General features: G+C 35.0%; 23 protein-coding genes and 1 other annotated feature. Of the genes, 7 read left to right on the top strand and 16 right to left on the bottom strand.

All coding sequences use genetic code 11. The annotated features are described in order from the left end of the window. Positions 1 to 119: 119 nt before the first annotated feature. Both EK386_RS00650 and EK386_RS00655 read left to right on the top strand, forming a co-directional pair. A complete protein-coding gene (locus tag EK386_RS00650) occupies positions 120 to 836 on the top strand; it encodes a helix-turn-helix transcriptional regulator (RefSeq protein WP_246027546.1) in 717 nt (238 codons plus the stop codon). 113 nt (positions 837 to 949) lie between these two features. Beyond that, positions 950 to 1,192, top strand: a complete 243-nt coding sequence (locus tag EK386_RS00655; protein ID WP_126657079.1) for a DUF2626 family protein — start codon at positions 950 to 952, stop codon at positions 1,190 to 1,192. A 158-nt stretch (positions 1,193 to 1,350) separates the two neighbouring features. On the opposite strand, the gene EK386_RS00660 is transcribed toward EK386_RS00655, so the two are convergent. Then, entirely contained in the window at positions 1,351 to 1,995 is a 645-nt protein-coding gene (locus EK386_RS00660; protein WP_126657080.1) for an MBL fold metallo-hydrolase, read from the bottom strand. Positions 1,996 to 2,161: 166 nt separating this feature from the next. Between EK386_RS00660 and EK386_RS00665 the strand changes: the two genes are divergently transcribed. Further along, a complete protein-coding gene (locus EK386_RS00665; RefSeq protein ID WP_126657081.1) occupies positions 2,162 to 2,341 on the top strand; it encodes a DUF2759 domain-containing protein in 180 nt (59 codons plus the stop codon). Between the two features lie 113 nt (positions 2,342 to 2,454). Here the strand turns inward: EK386_RS00665 and EK386_RS00670 are convergent, their stop codons facing one another. From EK386_RS00670 to rpmG, 4 genes are all read right to left on the bottom strand, one after another. Continuing rightward, positions 2,455 to 4,350: an LTA synthase family protein gene (locus EK386_RS00670; RefSeq protein WP_126657082.1), complete on the bottom strand. Its 1,896-nt coding sequence runs from the start codon at positions 4,348 to 4,350 to the stop codon at positions 2,455 to 2,457. A gap of 379 nt (positions 4,351 to 4,729) precedes the next feature. Beyond that, complete coding sequence (locus tag EK386_RS00675; RefSeq protein ID WP_126657083.1) at positions 4,730 to 4,939, bottom strand: YqgQ family protein; 210 nt, start codon at positions 4,937 to 4,939, stop codon at positions 4,730 to 4,732. A gap of 6 nt (positions 4,940 to 4,945) precedes the next feature. Then, the gene (locus EK386_RS00680; protein WP_439331221.1) at positions 4,946 to 5,530 is read right to left on the bottom strand and encodes a 5-formyltetrahydrofolate cyclo-ligase; all 585 of its coding nucleotides are present in this window, start codon (positions 5,528 to 5,530) and stop codon (positions 4,946 to 4,948) included. A 58-nt stretch (positions 5,531 to 5,588) separates the two neighbouring features. Further along, positions 5,589 to 5,738, bottom strand: a complete 150-nt coding sequence (gene rpmG / locus EK386_RS00685) for a 50S ribosomal protein L33 (RefSeq protein ID WP_126657085.1) — start codon at positions 5,736 to 5,738, stop codon at positions 5,589 to 5,591. Between the two features lie 154 nt (positions 5,739 to 5,892). On the opposite strand from rpmG, the gene EK386_RS00690 reads away from it, so the two are divergent. Next, a complete protein-coding gene (locus tag EK386_RS00690) occupies positions 5,893 to 6,309 on the top strand; it encodes a hypothetical protein (RefSeq protein WP_126657086.1) in 417 nt (138 codons plus the stop codon). Further along, positions 6,306 to 6,809, top strand: coding sequence for a hypothetical protein (locus EK386_RS00695; RefSeq protein ID WP_126657087.1), 504 nt, complete (start codon positions 6,306 to 6,308; stop codon positions 6,807 to 6,809). Before EK386_RS00690 ends, EK386_RS00695 begins: the two co-directional genes overlap by 4 nt. 79 nt (positions 6,810 to 6,888) lie before the next feature. Here the strand turns inward: EK386_RS00695 and EK386_RS00700 are convergent, their stop codons facing one another. Next, positions 6,889 to 7,791, bottom strand: a complete 903-nt coding sequence (locus EK386_RS00700) for a LysR family transcriptional regulator (RefSeq protein ID WP_126657088.1) — start codon at positions 7,789 to 7,791, stop codon at positions 6,889 to 6,891. A 135-nt stretch (positions 7,792 to 7,926) separates the two neighbouring features. On the opposite strand from EK386_RS00700, the gene EK386_RS00705 reads away from it, so the two are divergent. Together EK386_RS00705 and EK386_RS00710 are read left to right on the top strand one after the other, a co-directional pair. Then, positions 7,927 to 9,138: an MFS transporter gene (locus EK386_RS00705; protein WP_126657089.1), complete on the top strand. Its 1,212-nt coding sequence runs from the start codon at positions 7,927 to 7,929 to the stop codon at positions 9,136 to 9,138. A gap of 18 nt (positions 9,139 to 9,156) precedes the next feature. Further along, positions 9,157 to 9,627: a glutathione peroxidase gene (locus tag EK386_RS00710; protein WP_126657090.1), complete on the top strand. Its 471-nt coding sequence runs from the start codon at positions 9,157 to 9,159 to the stop codon at positions 9,625 to 9,627. Positions 9,628 to 9,793: 166 nt separating this feature from the next. Here the strand turns inward: EK386_RS00710 and EK386_RS00715 are convergent, their stop codons facing one another. From EK386_RS00715 to EK386_RS00760, 10 genes are all read right to left on the bottom strand, one after another. Next, positions 9,794 to 10,363 carry an anthranilate synthase component II gene (locus EK386_RS00715; protein WP_126657091.1) on the bottom strand — a complete coding sequence of 190 codons (570 nt, stop codon included), beginning with the start codon at positions 10,361 to 10,363 and terminating at the stop codon, positions 9,794 to 9,796. Next, on the bottom strand, positions 10,360 to 11,751 hold the full coding sequence (trpE, locus tag EK386_RS00720) for an anthranilate synthase component I (protein WP_126657268.1): 1,392 nt from the start codon (positions 11,749 to 11,751) through the stop codon (positions 10,360 to 10,362). Before trpE ends, EK386_RS00715 begins: the two co-directional genes overlap by 4 nt. Positions 11,752 to 11,848: 97 nt before the next feature. Continuing rightward, positions 11,849 to 12,085: a binding site (T-box leader), on the bottom strand. Between the two features lie 327 nt (positions 12,086 to 12,412). Beyond that, entirely contained in the window at positions 12,413 to 13,072 is a 660-nt protein-coding gene (gene phoU, locus EK386_RS00725) for a phosphate signaling complex protein PhoU (protein ID WP_126657092.1), read from the bottom strand. 15 nt (positions 13,073 to 13,087) lie between these two features. Then, positions 13,088 to 13,918 carry a phosphate ABC transporter ATP-binding protein PstB gene (gene pstB / locus EK386_RS00730; RefSeq protein ID WP_126657093.1) on the bottom strand — a complete coding sequence of 277 codons (831 nt, stop codon included), beginning with the start codon at positions 13,916 to 13,918 and terminating at the stop codon, positions 13,088 to 13,090. A 24-nt stretch (positions 13,919 to 13,942) separates the two neighbouring features. Next, positions 13,943 to 14,821, bottom strand: coding sequence for a phosphate ABC transporter permease PstA (gene pstA, locus EK386_RS00735; RefSeq protein ID WP_126657094.1), 879 nt, complete (start codon positions 14,819 to 14,821; stop codon positions 13,943 to 13,945). Between the two features lies 1 nt (position 14,822). Continuing rightward, positions 14,823 to 15,770 carry a phosphate ABC transporter permease subunit PstC gene (pstC, locus tag EK386_RS00740; RefSeq protein WP_126657095.1) on the bottom strand — a complete coding sequence of 316 codons (948 nt, stop codon included), beginning with the start codon at positions 15,768 to 15,770 and terminating at the stop codon, positions 14,823 to 14,825. 87 nt (positions 15,771 to 15,857) lie between these two features. After that, positions 15,858 to 16,826 carry a PstS family phosphate ABC transporter substrate-binding protein gene (locus tag EK386_RS00745; protein ID WP_126657096.1) on the bottom strand — a complete coding sequence of 323 codons (969 nt, stop codon included), beginning with the start codon at positions 16,824 to 16,826 and terminating at the stop codon, positions 15,858 to 15,860. A 294-nt stretch (positions 16,827 to 17,120) separates the two neighbouring features. Then, entirely contained in the window at positions 17,121 to 19,334 is a 2,214-nt protein-coding gene (locus EK386_RS00750; protein ID WP_246027547.1) for a penicillin-binding transpeptidase domain-containing protein, read from the bottom strand. 225 nt (positions 19,335 to 19,559) lie between these two features. Continuing rightward, a complete protein-coding gene (locus EK386_RS00755; RefSeq protein WP_126657098.1) occupies positions 19,560 to 20,315 on the bottom strand; it encodes a hypothetical protein in 756 nt (251 codons plus the stop codon). Then, complete coding sequence (locus tag EK386_RS00760; protein ID WP_246027548.1) at positions 20,308 to 20,847, bottom strand: RNA polymerase sigma factor; 540 nt, start codon at positions 20,845 to 20,847, stop codon at positions 20,308 to 20,310. Before EK386_RS00760 ends, EK386_RS00755 begins: the two co-directional genes overlap by 8 nt. Positions 20,848 to 20,979 lie beyond the last annotated feature (132 nt).

Below are 20,979 nucleotides of genomic sequence, written 5' to 3' on the forward strand. Positions count from 1 at the left end.
ATGTTTTAACTTTGAAAATTTTTCCTGTATTGAAAAATGTTTTTTATACCACTATCATTTCCACTATAGAAAAGATAAAATTAGTATAAGTTGCTAAAAATAATTGAGAGGTGATTTTATTGACAATCCATCCACTAAAAATTACAAGTACATTAGCAGATGAAACTCGTTTTCTAATTTATGAATACATGCTACAGCAAAAGAAAACGTATACAGTTCAGGATATTGCCGATGAATTTAATATCCACCCGAACGTAGCAAGATTGCACTTAACAAAGTTATCTGAAATAAAAGTCATTACAGCAGATTTTGTGAAATCTGGTAAAGGTGGTCGACCTGGACGCGTATATAAAGCAAATGAACAAGGAATCGAACTTAGTTTCCCTAAACGCGAGGAAAGCCATCTCATTAAGTGGGCTATTCAACTAATAGATCAACTTGGAGCGAGTGCACTAGAAACAGCAAAAAAAATTAGCTATGAAGATGGCTTTCAGCAAATTAATGAATTACTTCAATCTGAAAAAAAAGTGAAACATTCCATTGATTTTGATGAAAAAACAAACATTTTGTCGAAGTCAGCAGCTTTGATAGGATATATTCCAAAAATTGAACAGACAGATACCGGTAGAAAAATTATCTTTACTATTTATAACTGTCCGTTTAAAAATCAATTATCTGCAAATAATGAAACTGTCTGTGCCTTACATGAATCCTATTTAAAAGGACAAGTGGATGCATTATTTTCACAAAATGAATTTACACAATTTGAAAATATGGCTCATGATTGTGAATTTTGTCAGTACTCTATTAACGTACCGGATACTGCAAAATTATAATCTCCACCTGTTTGTCACAAACAAAATTGAAGTAGCAGTTTACATTATTGCTAACAATCATTTATAATAAGATTTGAGATAATTGTGTCGTATGGCAAAAGGAGGGATTCTTCATGAGTAATATGTATAAAGTTATGGCTTTCTGGACAGGTATATTTGCTGTTATGTTCTACTTAGGTGATATGTACGAGGTTTCGCTATTATTCGTTGGTAATACAATATTATTTTTATTATTAGGCTTCTTAAACCTAACAGAACGCATGTACATGTACATTTTCGGAGCTTATTTAACAATTTTCTTCGCTGGATTCACGTATTATACTACATTTATCCACGTACCTGGTGCAGGCCATTAATAAATGACATCGACTGAAGTTTCCAGTCGATGTTTTTTATTTTGCAATAGTAAGGAGTCAATCACAGTACACTTTATTAGCACTTCAATAACTTTCATTAAATAATAAAATAGACGTTCCATTAAAAAGGAACGCCTAAGTTCAACTCTCCTATTTCGTTAAAACCCATTTAGAAACGGATTCATATCCATTTCTGCTGCTGGTGTAGTATAGGAACCGTGGCCTGGGTAAATAATAAAATCCTCAGGTAACACAAGTAATTTATTGTGGATGGATTTAAGTAGTACTTCAAGAGAACCACCTAGTAAATCTGTTCTTCCTATACTTTGTTCAAATAACGTATCCCCCACAATTGCAAATCCATCATGTTCAAAAATATAAGAAATACTACCTGGGGAATGGCCTGGTGTAAAAACGGCATTAAAAGTAAATCCTTCTATAGTAAAAGTTTGTTCACTTTTGATAATATGCTCTTCCTTTGGTTTTGCAATGATATAATCAGGCAGCTCTCTATACTTTCCAGAGCCGTTTTTCATCGGATCCGATAGCCACTCTACTTCTTTTTGATGAACATATAAAGGAATATTAAATTCTTCTCTTAAGCGATCTACGGCCCCAATATGATCAAAATGCGTATGGGTTAGAAATATTGCTTTTGGCTTTAATTGATTCGTTCGGATTGCTTTAATAAGTTTATTTGCTTCGTCCCCTGGATCAAAAATTAAGCAATCTTTTTCTTTATTATTGACTATATAGCAATTGGTTTGGACAGGTCCTAGGCAAAAAGTTTTTACATTTAACATTTGGAATCACCTCTTCAATATTATACATGGGCTAGAATAAAATTACATTCTTTGTTCACATATTATTTTTATTTCTGCTCGACAAAAGGACAACTGTGTTTTACAATAAAGAAGGAATATTGTTTATCGACATTCATTTTCTAATGTCGAAAGGAGTGTCTTATTAATGAACTTATTAATGGTTATTTTCGCTTTAATCGCAATTTTTGCAGTAGTAAATATATTCCAAGCAATTAAAGAAAAGAATATTCTTGCTTTAGTATTTAGTTTAGCTACTGCAGCAGTACTTGGTTGGTTTGTAATCATGACAATCTTACATCAAGGTTATCCACCAAAATTACACTAATCAAAAAAGGAAAACGAGGTATCTTTATGATACCTCGTTTTTTCTGCTTTTCACTTTAATAAACAACGCGAAAAAACGGTGAAGTATTTTCGCTCCACCGTTTTCATATTGATCTATTCTAATACACCTTGTTTTAAATTCCCTGTTTTCGCATCATAAAATCGAAGTAAATCACCATTTATAATTTCATCTGAATATTGAAGTTCAGTCGAAGCACGATCAATAAATGGCTGACACACCTCAATACCTATCTCCACACCAGTTGCACGATCATAACATACTTCCCCAGCGTAAACTAATTCATCCGTTACAAATCGACCATCACGGAATATTACAAAGTTTTCATGCTCCTCTGAGAATATGTCCTCTCCTAATTGCATGTCATTCGATGTATCAATCCCTAGAAGGTGTAAGATTGTCGGACGCAAATCAATTTGACCAGCTGTTTTGTCAATTACTTGACCATCACCAGAACCTGGTACATGGATAAATAACGGAACTGATTGCAGTAAAGCACTATCATATGCCGTAATCTCTTCTTTATTAAGGTACATGGCCATGGCTTTATTATGGTTTTCTGAAATACCATAATGGTCACCGTACATCACAATAATTGAATTGTCATAAAGACCTTTTTCTTTTAACTCTTCAAAGAAGATCTTAATCGATTCATCTAAATAACGCACTGTTTGGAAATAACGATTTAACGTACCTGAATTCGAATTGTATTCAGGGATCATAATATCTTCTTCATCCAATGTAAATGGAAAATGATTTGTTAACGTAATCATACGAGAATAAAATGGTTGTTCCATCTGTGTCATTAATTCAGCAGATTGTTCAAAGAATGGTATATCTTTCAAACCCCAGTTAACTGAGTTTTCATCTGTTACTTCATAAGAATTAATATCGTAAAATTTATCAATATTTAACGATTTGTAAATCATGTCACGATTCCAGAAAGATGCATTATTTGAATGCATTACGTTTGTAAAGTAGCCATTTTCACCAAGTTTTTCAGCCATTGAATTATACGTATTGCCACCATGTGTAAAGAATACTGCACCACGACCTAATCCAAATAGTGAATTTTCTACGATAAATTCGGAGTCACTTGTTTTTCCCAGCCCTGTTTGGTGATAAAAGTCATTTAAATAATACGTATCTTGATCATTCGTTAATGAGTTTAAAAATGGTGTTACGACTTCCCCATTCATTTCATTATTAATAACAAAGCTTTGTAATGACTCTAAAGAAACAACAATTAGATTGCGCCCATTATACTTACCGAACATTTCTTCATTCGTTGCAGCTTGATTTGCTTGAACATAGTTATCTACTTCTACAAGTTCACTACCATCTGCTAGGGCACGTTGAGCACTTGATTTTGATTGTACATAGATATCATATAAATGATAATTATATGTTCCAATATTTTTAATAAGTAATTCGCGGTCAAATGCACGTGTTAATAATTGTGGGCGTTCTGTTTCAGCTAATCCTAAATTTAAGAATAACATTGCCATTGCTAACACAAAATAAGCACGTCGGAATTCTTTACGAATCGATAATTGACCTTGTAATTTTGGCATCATTTTTACCGCAATAATCAAAATGATAATATCGACAAAATAAAGAATATCAAGCCAATTGATAATTGCTCCTACAGATGTGCCTAAGTCACCGAAATTACTAGTTTGGAACAATACAGGTAATGTTATAAAATCGTTATAGAAACGATAGAATCCTACATTCACATATAGAACGAACGATAAAATAATACTCATCGTTATAACAAAGCGATTTCGTGCTTTCGTTGATTTAAAGAATAACGATAAGCCATAAATAAATAGTAAAAAGCTAAGTGGGTTAATGATCAAGATAAAATTTTGCATTGCATTTTCAATTTCCATGTCAAAACTTGTATAGTATACAATAACGGTTTTGATCCATGTTGCTATAATTGCTATAGCTAAAATCGAATGTTTAGGCCACTTCAATGACTTCATCCCTAACATCCTTTCTTGAATTTAATATACTAATTAAAGTATTTTTTTAATATTTCTACCATCATAAATCCATATTTATAAGAAACAAAGATTATCTTAATCCTTTTTAGATTAAGAATCAATAAAAATTGTACATAACATCAATAGGCAGAAAATTAAAAGTAAAAGTGATTTATTTAGAAACACTCCATACTATTTACGTATCATTTACAAAAAGGTTCCCAAATGAAAACAGTGGATTAATTCTCCACTGTACAATCGGCACTTTAAATTTTAACTACCCTAAAAATTTTAAACGTTCTAGATCAATAATTCAATTTATTTACATATACAAAATTCGACGTTATTCTCAACTAATCATTACCCATTTTAACGTAAATTAACCATTTTTTTCTTCTCTCTCTAATCTCGATGCTTCATGTCGAATAATTAACATGGCAGACTGAAATTCTCTCGGTTCAATGGCACGAGCTTTATATAATTCACGAATCTCTTCTTCCATTAAAATTAGATCACCTATACGATCTCTTGTATAAATATATGTACCGTATTGCTTTAATAAATCATATATATCCTTCATTGTTTTCATTTTTAGTTACCCCTTTCGCTTTGTAGTACAATCGATTCTGTTCGTTTCAGTAATAATATAGTTAACTGGTTGATCATGTGCTTCATATGGCACTGAATTCACTATTTGTATGTCAAAAGCTAATGAAACAAGATTCCCTTGAAAGTGTTCCAAATAGCGGTCATAATACCCGCCGCCATATCCAATTCTGTATCCACTATAATCAAACACGATTCCTGGCACGATTATACAGTCTATTTGTTCAGCAGAGAATTGTTCAGTCAATTCTAGAACAGGTTCACGCAAGTTCATATAAACGGTTTCCAACTGGTCAAAATTATCTATTTTATAAAATTCCATCGCCCTTGTCTTAGCTATACACTTTGGTACTAATACATTTTTACCTAAGGCCCAAAGTGACTCAATAATCCCAATAGTATCAACTTCTCTTTCAGTTGAAATCGTAATAGCAATCGAATTTCCTTCTATTATAATAGGCTCATTTAATAATCGTTTTTTAATTAATAATGAGGATTGTTTATACAGTTCATCAGACATACGACTTAAGGCTAATCTTATGCCGTTACGGAGTTCTTTTTTATCCATATTCACCATTCCTTATCAAATAAGTAAAAAGCCAAAACCACAAGTGGTTTTGGCAAAATGCTTATTACTTAGTTTCACGGTGAAGAGTGATTTTCTTCTCGCGAGAGCAATATTTTTTAAGTTCAAGACGCTCTGGATTGTTACGTTTGTTCTTTTTAGAAATGTAGTTACGTTCGCCACAATCTGTGCAAGCTAAAGTAATGTTTACGCGCATTATTAACCCTCCCACTCTATATCGATAATTAATCTTTGAGCATGATTTATACGACTAAATCATTATAACATATATCGAAAAAAAATCTAGCATCATTTATTATTAACTTTCATTATGATAAAATATTATAAAATGCTTTTATGGAGGAACAACATTGGAGCTATCAACTATTCTAATTTTTATCGGTATTATATGTATGATCCTTTCTTTTTTCCTGAAAGATACATCCAAAAAAATGGAACAAGACTTTGAAGAATTTACAATTAGTATATATCAAGAAACGAATTCCATAAAAAAACGTCTAAAAATTGTTGAAGAAGAACTTTTACTCGAACCAAATTTCACAGTAAAATCCCCTATCTCGACAAAGAAATCACAGGAAGCATACAAACAAGCTGCTCTAGCCAAAACAAATAGTAAGCCTGTGCAAAATAAACAAATTAATGAAATTTTAGTGGCACAAGTTATTCAATTAAATAAACAAGGCTATCCAATTGATGAAATAAGTAAAATGTCTACTCTAACGAAAGATCAAATTTTAGACATACTACAAAATGGAGGCAACCGATGAAAAAGTCATCTGTACGAGCTTTCGGGATTGCCTGTTTTTTAATTGGTGCTTTGTTGGCAATCGGCAATCAATTTAATCTTCCTTTTGTCTCATCATCTGAAAACAAGGATGGGCAATATAAAGAAAAAGTACTTGAATTAGAGCAACAATTAGAAAAAGCAAATAAACAACTAGCACAATTCGATCAAGCTAAGTCAACACCAGAACCACCTCAAAATGAAGCCCCACAAAAAGAGGTAGCTTCAGAACAGGTAGAAAAACCCAAAGAGACTAAAAAAGAAGAAATTGTCACGGGCACACTCTATATTTATTCAGGGCTAACTACAGCTGATGTAGCACAAAAAATAAAAGAATTAGGTGTTATTAATAATAGTGTTGAGATGGAATTATTTTTAGCACAACCTGAATATGCGAAATCTATACAAATTGGACAATTCGAATTAAATTCCTCGATGAGTATTGAGGAAATTGCCAATATTGTGACTGGGAAAAAAGAATGAAAAACTGGGACCTTAGAAGAAAGGTTCCTTTTTTTGTGCAGATACAAAGGATACCCCTTCTAAATTTACCTAAATGCAATTAAAGCTTATTGTCGTTAGCCAACGATTCTAAAAAATAGTTACGAATAAAATTTGCAAATTGTTCGGTTGCTGCACTTTTAAATCGGTCTTTCAAATAAGCTAAGCCGATCTCCCGCTTGCAGTTTGGTAAGCCCACTTTTAAAACATGTAATTTATATTGTTCTAATCCTTTTATGTAAGGAATTAAAGAAACACCGAGCCCACTTTCCACTAAACCAGCCACAGTATGTATTTCTTCTCCTTCAAAAGCCACATTTAGCTGCAACCCTTCTTGTTTAAACAGTTCATCTACCGTTCTACGTAAAGAGTTTCCTTTTTTTATTGAAATAAATGGATCATGGGCAAAGTCTTCAATAAAAACAACTTTTTTTTCACTTAATGGATGATCTTTTGGGACAATTAGAAAAATTTCTTCATCCCACAATTTCTCCCATATCACATGATGATTAGTATCTAATGAAGATATGAGACATAAGTCTAGCTCTCCTACTTCTAGTTTTTTTAAAATCACACTTGAATTACTTTGTGTTAGCTGAAATCTCATATTCGGATAAATGGTCTTAACCTTTGTCATTAAGGATGGGATTACTTCTAATCCAAGGGTATGCATAAATCCAATTGAAACTTCTCCCTGTCCTGGTGAAACTAAATTGGCTAAGTCCTCTTTTGCCCGTTCGTATTCCTTTAAAATATACTCTACTCGTTCAAGAAAAAACTTACCGTAACGATTAAGTTTTAACGAACGGCCATTCCGATCGAACAAAATGGCCCCTACATTTTCTTCTAAGGAAGAAATCGATTTGCTTAAAGCAGGTTGAGTGATATGTAACTCTTCTGCAGCACGTGACATATTTTCGTACTTTGCCACTTTTGCAAAATAATAGAAAGAATTAAAATCCATAATCGAAACTCCTTATAACTTATTTTTATATGGCAGATAAAAACAATGAATTATCATTATATAACACTACTTATTATAATAAACTTACTGATAATGTTCAAAAAAATGTCAAATTTAAAAAGAGGCGATTGTACAATGACCTATTTACAAAAAGGAACAAAAGAATTTAAATTAGCAAATTTAGCATTGTTTGCTGCAGGATTTATCATTTTTGCTAATTTATATATTACACAGCCATTGTTACCTCAGTTTTCAGAGGAGTTTCATGTTTCACCAGCAATCGCTAGTTTATCTTTATCATTATCGACAATCGTTTTGTCCGTTAGTTTAATCTTCTTTGGTTCCTTATCGGAAGCGTGGGGACGTAAACGGTTGATGACGATTTCCATTTTTGCTGCATCAATTTTAACAATTGCCCTTGCATTCTCACCATCCTTTGAAATGCTGTTATTACTACGAATGGCACAAGGATTTGTCTTTGCAGGCGTCCCTGCAATTGCGATGGCCTATTTAGGAGAAGAAGTTGACCCTTCTAGTTTAGGTGTTGCCATGGGATTGTATATAAGTGGAAATTCTGTAGGTGGGCTTGCAGGACGTATTATTATGGGAACAATGACCGACCTATTTAGCTGGCAAATTGGGATGATTGTTTTAGGATTATTAAGTTTGGTTGTTAGTGCTTATTTTGTATGGGCATTGCCTGAGTCGAAACATTTCCATCCGCGCCCCCTTAAAATTAAGTCTCTAACGCAATCTTTAATTTCGCATTTAAAAGATCCGGGGTTAGTTTGTTTATTCGGAATCGCCTTTACTTTAATGGGGGCATTTGTCACACTGTATAATTATATTGGCTATAAATTAGTAGGTCCTCCTTATAATTTAAGTGCCGGAATTGTTGGCTCTATCTTTATCGTTTATTTAGTCGGTACATTTAGTTCAGCATGGTTTGGTAGTCTTTCGGATAAATTCGGGCGTCAAAAAGTATTGTTTTCCGGAATTTTTATTATGTTTACAGGTGCGCTCCTAACATTACCTGAAAGCTTAATCATCAAAATTGTCGGCATTATTATTTTTACGTTTGGCTTTTTCGGATCCCATTCGATCGCAAGTGGTTGGGTAAGTTTCCGCGCAACGAAAGACAAAGCTCAAGCATCTTCCCTCTATTTATTCGCCTATTATTTCGGCTCAAGCATTGGTGGTACAACAGGAGGAATTTTCTGGAACAATTTTGGGTGGAGTGGTGTCATTGGATTTATTAGTGCTTTTTTAATTACAACAATCTCTCTAACTGTTACACTAATGATGCTAAATCGAAAAGCAGCTTTTGAAAATCATCTTCAATACTAAGTTAAAAGAGGGATTACTATGAATATTTATGACATTGAAGTGAAGCATGAAAATGGAAAACCTTATTCGTTAGAACAGTATAAAGGAAAAGTCCTTTTAGTCGTTAATACGGCAACAAAGTGCGGTTTAGTCGGGCAATTTGATGAATTAGAAGAGCTCTATAAAAAGTATAACGAACAAGGACTTGAGATTCTTGGATTCCCATCAAATCAATTTAAACAAGAGCTTAGTTCAGCAGAAGATGCTGCAGAGGCGTGTCGTCTATCTTACGGTGTAACTTTCCCGATGCATGAAATTGTTAAAGTAAATGGCGAAGATGCACACCCATTATTTAAATATTTAACAGAGCAAACAAAAGGAATCCTTGGGAAAAACGTAAAATGGAACTTTACAAAATTTTTAATCGATCGCCAAGGGAATGTCGTAAAACGCTTCGCCCCAACAGATAAACCGTTAAAATTTGAAAATGAAATAAAAAAATATTTATAGATTCTCGTAAAAGCGAAGAAAATTGGCCTACCGAAATAAAGATACGACTTATTTAGTATTACATGCAATGGTGATTGATTTTGCATGTAATTTCAATTAAGACCTATATCCACTTCGCCAAACAAGAAAAAGAAGGATGCATTTTCTTATTGCACCCTTCTTTTATTTATACTCTTTCTAAAAAGGCTTCGACTAGTTTTGTTCCGCCTTCTGTACCGATTGATTCTGGATGGAACTGCAAACCATAAACAGGATACTCCTTATGCTGGATTGCCATAATCTCCCCATCATCACTAGATAAAGCGAGTACTTCAAAATCTTCAGGAACAGTAGATGGCTTAATAATTAGTGAATGGTAACGCATCACCTCTAGTTCCCCATCCATGCCTTCAAAAATTCCTTTTTGCACGTACTTTAAAGAGGAAAGTTTTCCATGCATAATATTTTCTGCACGAACAATCTCGCCTCCAAATGCTTCCCCTATCGATTGATGACCAAGGCAAATTCCTAAAATAGGAAAATCCTTATATAATTCTTTTACAACTTGTACTGTAATCCCTGCCTCTATTGGGGTACCAGGTCCTGGTGATAGTACAATCGCTTCGGGGTTTAGGGCACGAATTTCATCAATTGTCATCGCATCATTTCTCACAACTTGCACATCTTTTCCAAGGCCTGCAATTTGCTGATATAGGTTGTGTGTGAAAGAATCATAGTTATCAATTAATAAAATCATCGTTGCACCTCCAAAAGAGCTTTTGCTTTGTTCAGTGTTTCTTCATATTCTGATTCAGCAACGGAATCATAGACAATGCCTGCACCCGCCTGCACATAGGCTTTACCATCTTTAACAATCATTGTCCGAATGGCAAGGGCTAAGTCCATATTGCCATTCACTGAAATATAACCGATCGCTCCAGCATATACTCCGCGCTTTGTTTTTTCAAGATGATTAATTATTTGCATGGCACGTATTTTCGGTGCTCCCGAAACTGTTCCTGCAGGTAAGCAAGACGTTAAAACATCTAGCACATGGACATCATCCTGTAGTTCACCCGTCACTTCAGAAACAATATGCATCACATGTTTATAACGTTCCACGGTCATATATTTGCTAACTTGAACAGTGCCAACTTTACTTACTCGCCCGATATCATTACGACCTAAATCTACTAACATACGATGTTCAGCAATTTCTTTTTCGTCGTTTATTAGTATTTTTTCTAGTCTTTCGTCCTCTTCTTTTGTTTTACCTCGAGGTTTTGTACCTGCGATTGGATTCGTTGTCACGATTCGATCATTTACTTTTACTAAACTTTCAGGAGAAGTGCCCAGAATCGTATAATCATCAAATTCTACATAAAACATGTAGGGAGATGGATTGGATGTTCGAAGTTTTCGGTATAAGCTAAATGGGTCCCCATCCTTGAAATTTGCTTCAAAACGTTGAGAAAGTACAACTTGGAAAATATCCCCTTTCTCTATATGTTCTTTGGCCTTTTCTACCATTTGAATGAACTCTTCTTTTTCAATTGTTGGTTGGAATTGAACTGTTTTTGTTGTTTCTAGAGTAAAAGGAATCCCCTGTGTAATTTCATTTTCTAATTGCTTCACTTGATTGTACATGTCATCTTTTGTTCGTCCTGTATCAAATAGATCAATTGCGACAATGGCAATTTTTTGTAGTAAGTGATCAAATACAATAAATGTATCATAGAAAAATACATGCACATCTGGCATATTTAAATCATCTTGTAATGGGACACCGATTTTTTCATTATAAAAGGCGGTATCATATCCAAAATGACCAATCGCTCCACCAAAAAAGGAAAATGGATAATGCACATGTTGAATCGGCATCATTTCTCGGAGTTTTTGTAGAACCGATCCTGATCCATTTTGAGGATGCTCTTTCTTGAATTGATACGTGTAGCTCGATTGATCTCCCTGTAGTTGAGCTACTGGGTTTACCGCAATGAAGGAATATCTACCACTTTCTTCATGTTTTGCGGACGACTCAAATAATACTTTATTGTTACCTTTTAAACTACTAAAAATTGAAATTGGGGTCATCATATCCCCTTGTACCTCATGAATAACATATTGTTTCACTTTTACAACCATCTCAACTCGCTCCTTCTCTACTCGACTCATCTATGCACTCACATGTAGTTGAGTTTTATAATCGACTACATGAAAATAAAAAAAGGCCTTTCCATCACAAAAGGACGGAAAAGCCGTGGTGCCACCTTCATTGACTTAATGTGTTTGCGATTAACGCAAAAAGAACACAATAAGTCCACTCAACTGTTGTAACGTAAACAAACGCTAGTATCTACTCAAAATTTCAATACTAGAGCTAGAAAGCCCATTCATATTATAGCCTGCACTAGCTTTCACCAACCGCTAGCTCTCTATGGCATTCCATAATACTACTCTTTTTCATCATCGCTTTACTATTAATATAAAATCATTTTATTATAAATTTTTCAACTATTCAATATAAAAAGAAAAAGTGCGGTGTAAAAGCTAAATATTGTCCAAAATCTTTGATGTTACTATATACTAACGGAGAATTGGATAAATGTTGTTTAGTGAGAGGACTAAGCACACAAGCCGCAGAGCCAACTAGTTGGCTCTACGACTTGTCTTTGTGCTTTTGTGAAAGGTCCTCTCACATGTAGTAATGGCTACTAAACTTTATGTAATTTTTCCGCGGCTTACAGTGGTAGGCCGCGCTTTCTTAAAATGTACATTTTCTGTGAATTAGAATTGACTAAGTTTTCTAGTTATTTAATTCAAAACGTTGACCTTTTTTCAAATAGAGCAAATACTCCGCAATGTTTGTCGCGTGGTCTGCACAACGTTCCACGTAGCGACAAATAAAGGATAAATTCGTAATTTGCGCTACACTTTCTGGCGCAACAGCACTTAATCGCATTAAATGTTTGATCATGCTGCCGTACATTTCATCGATTTGATCATCCAGTTCTGCAACTTCTTTTGCTTTTGTTGTATTTTCTTCGATAAATGCTTCGACAATTTGGCGTAGCATCATCGTCGTTTTAAAACACATATCTTCGAGCAATTCAATGGATGTAATAAATCGTTCCTTCCCGATATGAAGACATTCTTTCGCAATATTAACTGCATAATCCCCAACTCGTTCCATATCAGACGCAGCTTTTAATAAGACGATTAAACGACGTAAATCTGTTGCAACGGGTTGTTGTCTCGTTAATAACTTAATTACTTGGTCGTTAATAGCTTCTTCGAGTTTATTTATTTCCACATCACGGTCAATAATTTCTTGAGCTTTTTCAAGATCTTTATTAATTAACGCTGTAAAGGAAGCTTCTAACGTTTCGATGCTTCGATTACAAAGTTGCAGTAGCTTTTGTTGCACTGCATTAATCTCATTTTCATAACGTTCGCGAACGCTCATTCTTACATCTCCTTCTTAACCGAATCTGCCTGAAATATAATCTTCTGTACGCTGGTCACGAGGAGTTGAGAATATTTTATCGGTATGATCAAATTCGACTACTTCACCATTTAAGAAAAATGCCGTTTTATCTGAAATACGAGCAGCTTGTTGCATGTTATGTGTCACGATAATGATGGAGTAGTTGTCTTTTAATTCTTGTACAAGCTCTTCTACTTTTAATGTTGAAATTGGGTCAAGAGCAGAAGTAGGTTCATCCATTAAAATGACATCTGGTTCAATTGCAAGGCATCGTGCAATACAAATACGTTGCTGTTGACCACCAGACAAGCCGTACGCATTTTGATTTAGACGGTCCTTCACTTCATCCCAAATCGCTGCACCACGTAATGATTTTTCAACAATTTCATCTAGGATTTTTTTATTTTTAATCCCATGAATACGTGGACCATAAGCGATATTATCGTAAATTGATTTCGGGAATGGATTCGGTTTTTGGAATACCATCCCGACACGAGTACGTAATTCCTCTACTTCATAGTCAGAACCAAAAATATTACGTCCACGGTAATTGACTTCGCCGTTTGTTTTTACGATTGGCACAAGTTCGACCATACGATTGAGCGCTTTAATATAGGTGGATTTCCCGCAACCGGATGGACCGATAATTGCCGTTACTTCGTTTTCTTTAATATCTAAATTGATGTCCTTTAATGCATGGTGATCCCCATACCAAAGATTGAAATTTTTCGATTGAAACACTGTATTTTTCTCAAAAACTTTTTGACCTTCACCGATAAATGGAGCAGAAGTTTTAACTGTTTTATTTTCCTCGTTTTTAATCATAAGCTCGACCACTTTGACACATCCTTAATATCGTTTTTGGAATTTATTGCGGATAAAGATCGCAATAGAGTTCATAATCACAAGAAGTACCATCAGAACAATAATCCCTGCAGCCGCAACAAACTGGAATTCTTCTTGAGGACGTTTTGCCCAGTCATAAATTTGTAGCGGTAATGTTGTAAACTCACTTAATAATCCATCAGGTAAAAATTGTAGAATGACAGGAATCCCTAGTACGACAAGGGGAGCTGTTTCCCCTACTGCACGGGATAAAGCAAGAATACTTCCCGTTAAAATACCAGGAATGGCAGCTGGTAACACAACGCGTGTGATCGTTTGCCATTTCGTTGCCCCCATTCCATAAGAAGCTTCACGTTGCTCTTTTGGCACTGCACGAATGGCTTCTTGAGCAGCTACAATAATGACTGGCAAGATTAATAGACTCATTGTTAGTCCAGCTGCTAAAATACTTTTTCCTAAGAACAGCATACGAGCAAAAATTGTTAATCCAAGTAAACCGAAAACAATGGAAGGAACACCTGCTAAATTAGAAATGTTCATTTGAATAAAATCTGTAAATTTATTTTTCTTTGCATATTCTTCTAAATAAATCGCTGTCCCTACCCCTAGAATCATCGAAACTGGTGCGATTACTAACATAAGGTAGATGGAACCTACTAACGCTGCTTTTATCCCTGCTTTTTCAGCAAAGCGTGACCCAAAATTATTAAAGAAATCCCAGTTTAAATAACCTGTGCCTTGTGTCACAATCCGAACAAGGAGAACAATTAAGGCTAGTAAAGCTACTGATGTTGCGATAATAAAAATCGTTTTCCAAACTTTATTTACTTGTAATCGTGACTTCATGCGCTTCATCACAACAGTATCATTCATATATTTCATCTTAATACTCCTCTCTGAAGCGTTTCGAAATGTATTGTGCTAATAGATTCATTAGTAATGTGAAAACAAATAGTGTAAAGCCAACTGCATAAATCGAGTAGTAAATTGTTGTACCATATCCAGCATCACCAGATGATACTTGAACGATATAGGCAGTCATTGTTTGAATCGATCCCGTGACATCAAAATCAAATGTTGGCGTAGCTCCACCAGCAAGAGATACAATCATCGTTTCCCCAATCGCACGTGAAACGGCTAATACAACAGAAGACACAATCCCGGATAATGCTGCCGGTAACACTACTTTCAATGAAACTTCTAGCTTAGTAGACCCTAATGCTAGAGCGCCTTCACGGATTGAATTCGGTACAGAACTCATTGCATCTTCTGATAAGGACGCAATCATTGGTAAAATCATAATACCTACTACAATACCGGGGCTTAATGCATTGAATATTTTCAGCGATGGTATCAATTGTTGAAGTAGTGGTGTAATAAATGTTAAAGCAAAGAAACCATATACAATTGTCGGTACACCAGCTAAAACTTCTAAAATCGGTTTAATTACTCGGCGTGTTTTATCGGAAGCATATTCACTTAAATAAATAGCAGCCGCAATCCCTAATGGAACTGCTACACAGGCAGCGATCACAGATACTTTTAAAGTACCTAATATTAAAGGTAAAACACCATAAAGTGGTTCACTTCCTGAGAAAGGTAACCATTCCGTACCGAATAAGTAGTCGGTAATTGATACTCTCTGAAAAAATTCAAAGGTTTCAAAAATGAGTGTAAATACAATACCTAATGTTGTTAAGACAGAAATTAATGCTGTAATAATTAAAAGAATAGGCATTAGCTTTTCTATAAATTTTTTACCCTTTTTGTTTCGAGATTGTGCAATCATGTCTTGGATGGATTGCTCTTTCCCTAGACCTTGAGAAGCCATAATGTAAACTCCCTTCATATACGTGAGAAAATGCGTGGGATACACTTATAGTGAGCGTTATTCCCACACATTATTAAACTATTAATATTATTTTAAGCCTTCTAATGCTGTTAAGCCTTCTGTATATTTCGCATCTGGTAATTTTACATAACCAACTGTTTCAGCCATTTCACCTGCATTTTCTAATGTGAACTTCATGAAATCATAGAATGCTTCGTTATCTTTTAATGCACTGTTTTTCGCATAAACGAATAGTGGACGTGAAAGCGGCGTATATTCTCCGGATTCGATTGTTTCGTTTGTTGGTTCTACACCATCAACTTTTACAGCCGTTAATTTATTTTGGTTTTCTAAGTAATATGCAAATCCAAAGAATCCAATTGCATTTTTATCAGCCGCAACACCTTGTACTAATACGTTATCATCCTCTGATAATGTTGCAGATTTTACTAGATCCGAACCATCTAAAATAACTTCATCAAAGTAATCGTAAGTGCCTGAGTCAGTACCCGGTGAATAAAATACGATTTCTTCAGCTGGCCAAGATGGATCGATATCTGACCATTTCTTTGTTGTACCATCTTCAATCCAAAGTTTTTTCAATTGATCGACTGTTAATTCTGTAGCCCAGTCATTCTCAGGATTAACTACAACTGTTAAACCGTCATAGGCAACTTGAAACTCTGTATATTCAATTCCAGCTTCATCTAATTTCGCTTTTTCTTCATCTTTAATCGGACGTGATGCATTCGAGAAGTCTGTTTCACCAGCGATAAATTTCTCAAAACCACCGCCTGTACCAGAAACACCAACAGATACTTTTACATCTGGTTGAGTACCTGCATATTCTTCAACAAGACCTTCTGTAATTGGTGCTACTGTCGACGAACCGTCTCCTGAAACTGAACCAGTTAATTGTGCATCCCCTGCAGCTGCTGTTTCAGTTGTTTGGCTACCATTTGTTGCTTCTTCTGATTCAGTTTCAGATCCACAAGCTCCTAATAGTAGTGCTGAGCCAAGAACGGCTGTCATCGTTAAGTACTTCCACTTTTTCATCTCTTATTTCCTCCATCAATTCATAGTAAGTTTGTCTTACAAGTTAAACTATAATGGTAGTTTGTTGATTTCATATAAATGGTATGTAAAGAGATTGTAAAGCGTTGTCTAAAATTGTAAATATGTGCGATGTAATGTTCATAGAGTTGACTATAGTTATTTACAAGACAATGTTCATAGTTTTCTAGTTAATTGATGTATAGTCGCTTACAAAGTAAAACTTTAAAAGGAAATTTATAATTTTATTCACAAAAAAATACTCTGTAGAATCTAGCTACAGAGTATTGCTTATAGTTATTCATTTACTTTTTGTTCTTCTGTGTCTTCATCAATTTTCTCACCTGTTGTAGGTGGTAAAATTTGTTGTTTAATCGAGCTCGATGATAGACCTTCTGTTGAATATTTTCCTTTTAAATTAAAATACACATCCAGTACTTCACGGGCGATTTCATTTCCTTCGTTTAAATGGATATTAAAGTTTGTTGTTGCCCAAGGAATTAACACAGCATAGGCAACTTCCGGATTGTCGTATGGTGCAAATCCAACATGTGCTAAGTTGACGGTGAATGTTCCGAACTCTTCACGGATTGGGCCATAGTAAACCACTTCGGCTGTCCCGGTTTTACCAGCTGCAGTATACGGTGTATTCGCAAAGGATGCTCGGGCAGAACCTTGAGGACCTACATATACTTGACGTAACCCTTTTTTCACATGATCAATTTCATCATCCGTATTCGCAATACGGTTTAAAATTCTTGGTGTTACTTCTTCAATCACCGGTCCTAATGTTTCACCATCTTCACTTGGATCACGAATTTCTTTTAACATACGTGGTTGAATGCGATACCCACCATTTGCCACCGTTGAAATATATTGTGCCAGCTGCATCGGTGTATACGTATCAAACTGCCCGATCGCTAAGTTTAAAATTTTCCCTGTATCCGTTAGCTCACCTTGGAAACCTGAAAATTCGTTTGGCAAATCAAGACCCGTATTTACACCAAGACCAAACTGTGCATATCGATTACGCATCGTTTGTAGTGTATCGTCTTGAATACGAAATACCATATTCGGTGTATAATTTGTTCCCGCAACTTTCATCGCAATTTGGAACATATAGGAGTTTGATGAACGCTCTAATGCTTTTAAGTCGTTCATGCGAATTGCACCACTACGGTTAAAGATCGAACTTTTTGGTTCCGTTCTATATAATCGAATCGGCTGGTCAATGAGTGTAGTACCCGGGCTAATTACGTCTTCAGAGTACCCCATAAGAACTGTTGCAGCTTTAACAGTAGAACCCGCTTCGTATGCCGTTGTAAAGGTACCATAAGAATAATCCACTACATACGGTTTCCCTGTTTCTTTATCCTTTTCGATTTTTTTCCCAACCATCGAAAGGATTTCACCCGTTTTTGGATTCATCATCACGAAAAAGGCGCGATCCAATAGACTTGCTTGCCCTCTCGCTTTTAACTTTAGTAATTTTTCCTCAACGATACGATCCGCTTCAGCTTGTAATTCAATATCAATCGTTGTCACTAAGTCTTTTCCAGGCTCTCCTGCATAAGTCGTGAGCGTATCGATGACTTCACCTTTTTTATTCGTAATATTTTTTACAACAGATTTTTGTCCTTGCAGTAGTTCTTCATATTGTGCTTCAAAATAACTTTCACCTACACGATCATTTCGTGAGTAGTCCCTTGCTAAATAAAAATCTAATTTCGTTTTCGGAATCCCTTTACTCGGGACAGTCGTTCTACCTAATATAGCAAGAGAAGAGAGTTTTACTCGTTTCCAATCGGTTGTTGTATTAATTCCTGGTAAATCGGATAATCTTTCTGAAACCCGCGCAAATTCAATATCTGTAACATTTTCGCTTTTAATAATTTGTGGAGATAAATTATAGCCTGATGCCATTTCTCGATAAATTGCTAGAACTTCTAATTCGAAAGGCGTTAATTGATTTAACTCTTCGTCAGTAATTCGTTCACGAACAAGTCGGTCAATTTCTTGCTGTACTTGTTTTTCTTCTAATTCTTCATTTGCTCTTATTTTCGTTTCATCATCCTTAGATACTTTTGCATAGGCAGTTTCTTTATTTTTTAGTATCCAAAAATCTAGTTTATCTCGAAGTGTGATCCGATCAATCGGTTGCTCAATTAACATTGCAAGTTGTTCTGCAATTTCAAGCATTTCGGTCGTAGTGGTTGTTTGCATCTTTGTATATGTAATCGCATTTTCAGGTTCATTGTCGACTAATATTCTGCCGTATCGATCAAATATCCGACCACGAGGAACACTCGTATTAACCGCAATTTCTTCTGTCCGTTCAATTGCTCGTACATAATCTTCACCTTTTACGATTTGTAAATATCCAAGACGGAATATAAGAAGTGAAAATAAAAGGAAAATCGAAAAGAATAATACGTTCATACGGAAGGAGAGACTTGCCCGATATTTCGCTTTTACACTAGAAGCACGGTTTACTTTTGGCTTATTTCGCATCTGCATCCTCCTTTTTAAAGTCTAAAAAATTCATTGAATGTTCATGTTATGTTACTTCTCTTTAATAAAAACCATACATTCTAGTATAACATTTGAGTACTATATAAAAAAAGAGGTTAATTGGAACAACAATCATTTTTTTGACGGTATATATATACAAATGGTTCCTGGAATTTCTTTTCTCATTAAAAAGAGGACTCCATTTTGGAATCCCCGGGTAACCCATTATTTAACTAAGATTTCAATTTTGGATGTCTTCAAAGCTAATCTTTCTTTCAACTCTTCAGAAATCGTAAGTGTAATTTTGGAGCCACTTTCTGCATTGGCAAATCGATAACCTTGTGCAGTCACATTCGCTCCATCTGCATAGGTCATTTCCCCATTCGCTGGTTCTACTTTTTCAATATGGGCAAAGTAGTCGCCACTTATCATTCCTTTTTGATACCATTCTTCAGATAATACATTATAATGTGGTACCATCTTAAAATTTAGCATGACCGTTACTTCTCCTGCAGCCACTTCCATTTGTCCAGTGGCTGGAAGCGGTTCATGGTTCACCGTAAACTCATAAGAAAAATGACTTTTTGCGAACTCCAGCATTTCCTCATCGGATAGATTCGGTAAAAGTTGATCAATGACTTCATGATAATACGCTCTTTCATCTTCAAAGGCACCAATTTGAAACTCTAAATCTGCTATTTTTTGTGCATCCGTCCCCATTTCCAAATCATCTTGTTGTTGAATACTTGATTGTTCCGTATCTGTATTGGCATTTTGATTTGTGCTTGGTAACATCGTCGCAATCCAAATGCCTAACCCTAATAGCAAACAAAATGAAGTCGCTAACGGCATAAAAAGAAACTTTTTTCTTTTGTGAGGTTTCGCCATTGTATATAAAATCCGTTGATTCGTTCTGTGATCATATACGTTGTTTTCTGTAAAAATAAATTGCAGACTATCTTTAATTGGATCTTTACTCATCTAGCTTCCCTCCTAATCGTTCTTTTAACATATTTCTTGCACGACTAAGCCTTGTTTTAACCGTATTCATTGAGCAATCAAGGATATTTGCAATTTCTTCTACTTTTAACTCCTTAAAATAAAATAAGATAATGACTTCGCGATATTTTGGCGCAAGCTTTAATACTTCATTTCCAATGACAGCTCGCTCATCTTCTAATACGACAAAATCATCCACTGATTTTTGGACACCAAAAAGATTTGAAAATTTATTCGTTAATAAATGATTGCGATATGACCAGCTTCTTAAATAATCATAACTTCGATTAATGGTCATTTTGTATAAATACGTTTTATATGAAGAATCCCCTCGAAATTGCGATTGCTTTTCAAACGCTTTAATGAGCACATCTTGCACTATATCTTCAGCCATCTGTTTATTTTTCACATACGAATAAGCAACTTGTATAAGTGATTCAGCATGTGCCTCTACAAGTTCTTCAAACAGGTCTGAAACTTTGTCGTCTTGTGACAACAAGTCCGTTACAAACACATTTATGCACCCCTAACTTTTTATCTAACCATTTGACGGTTGACAATCCATTCCAGTTTCAAAAAAGTTTAATTTAAATAAACTTCGCAAAAAAAGGAGCTGTCCAGAAAGTATTGTACTTTGGACAGCTAT

The sequence above is a fragment of the Lysinibacillus antri genome, assembly GCF_003977595.1.
Classification (GTDB): Bacteria; Bacillota; Bacilli; order Bacillales_A; family Planococcaceae; genus Ureibacillus; species Ureibacillus antri.

Coding starts and splice junctions, on each gene's coding strand:
- EK386_RS00655 (WP_126657079.1), top strand. CDS start 950: ATGAGTAATATGTATAAAGTTATGGCTTTCTGGACAGGTATATTTGCT.
- EK386_RS00660 (WP_126657080.1), bottom strand. CDS start 1,995: ATGTTAAATGTAAAAACTTTTTGCCTAGGACCTGTCCAAACCAATTGC.
- EK386_RS00665 (WP_126657081.1), top strand. CDS start 2,162: ATGAACTTATTAATGGTTATTTTCGCTTTAATCGCAATTTTTGCAGTA.
- EK386_RS00670 (WP_126657082.1), bottom strand. CDS start 4,350: ATGAAGTCATTGAAGTGGCCTAAACATTCGATTTTAGCTATAGCAATT.
- EK386_RS00675 (WP_126657083.1), bottom strand. CDS start 4,939: ATGAAAACAATGAAGGATATATATGATTTATTAAAGCAATACGGTACA.
- rpmG (WP_126657085.1), bottom strand. CDS start 5,738: ATGCGCGTAAACATTACTTTAGCTTGCACAGATTGTGGCGAACGTAAC.
- EK386_RS00695 (WP_126657087.1), top strand. CDS start 6,306: ATGAAAAAGTCATCTGTACGAGCTTTCGGGATTGCCTGTTTTTTAATT.
- EK386_RS00700 (WP_126657088.1), bottom strand. CDS start 7,791: ATGGATTTTAATTCTTTCTATTATTTTGCAAAAGTGGCAAAGTACGAA.
- EK386_RS00705 (WP_126657089.1), top strand. CDS start 7,927: ATGACCTATTTACAAAAAGGAACAAAAGAATTTAAATTAGCAAATTTA.
- EK386_RS00710 (WP_126657090.1), top strand. CDS start 9,157: ATGAATATTTATGACATTGAAGTGAAGCATGAAAATGGAAAACCTTAT.
- EK386_RS00715 (WP_126657091.1), bottom strand. CDS start 10,363: ATGATTTTATTAATTGATAACTATGATTCTTTCACACACAACCTATAT.
- trpE (WP_126657268.1), bottom strand. CDS start 11,751: ATGGTTGTAAAAGTGAAACAATATGTTATTCATGAGGTACAAGGGGAT.
- phoU (WP_126657092.1), bottom strand. CDS start 13,072: ATGAGCGTTCGCGAACGTTATGAAAATGAGATTAATGCAGTGCAACAA.
- pstB (WP_126657093.1), bottom strand. CDS start 13,918: ATGATTAAAAACGAGGAAAATAAAACAGTTAAAACTTCTGCTCCATTT.
- pstA (WP_126657094.1), bottom strand. CDS start 14,821: ATGAAATATATGAATGATACTGTTGTGATGAAGCGCATGAAGTCACGA.
- pstC (WP_126657095.1), bottom strand. CDS start 15,770: ATGGCTTCTCAAGGTCTAGGGAAAGAGCAATCCATCCAAGACATGATT.
- EK386_RS00745 (WP_126657096.1), bottom strand. CDS start 16,826: ATGAAAAAGTGGAAGTACTTAACGATGACAGCCGTTCTTGGCTCAGCA.
- EK386_RS00750 (WP_246027547.1), bottom strand. CDS start 19,334: ATGCGAAATAAGCCAAAAGTAAACCGTGCTTCTAGTGTAAAAGCGAAA.
- EK386_RS00755 (WP_126657098.1), bottom strand. CDS start 20,315: ATGAGTAAAGATCCAATTAAAGATAGTCTGCAATTTATTTTTACAGAA.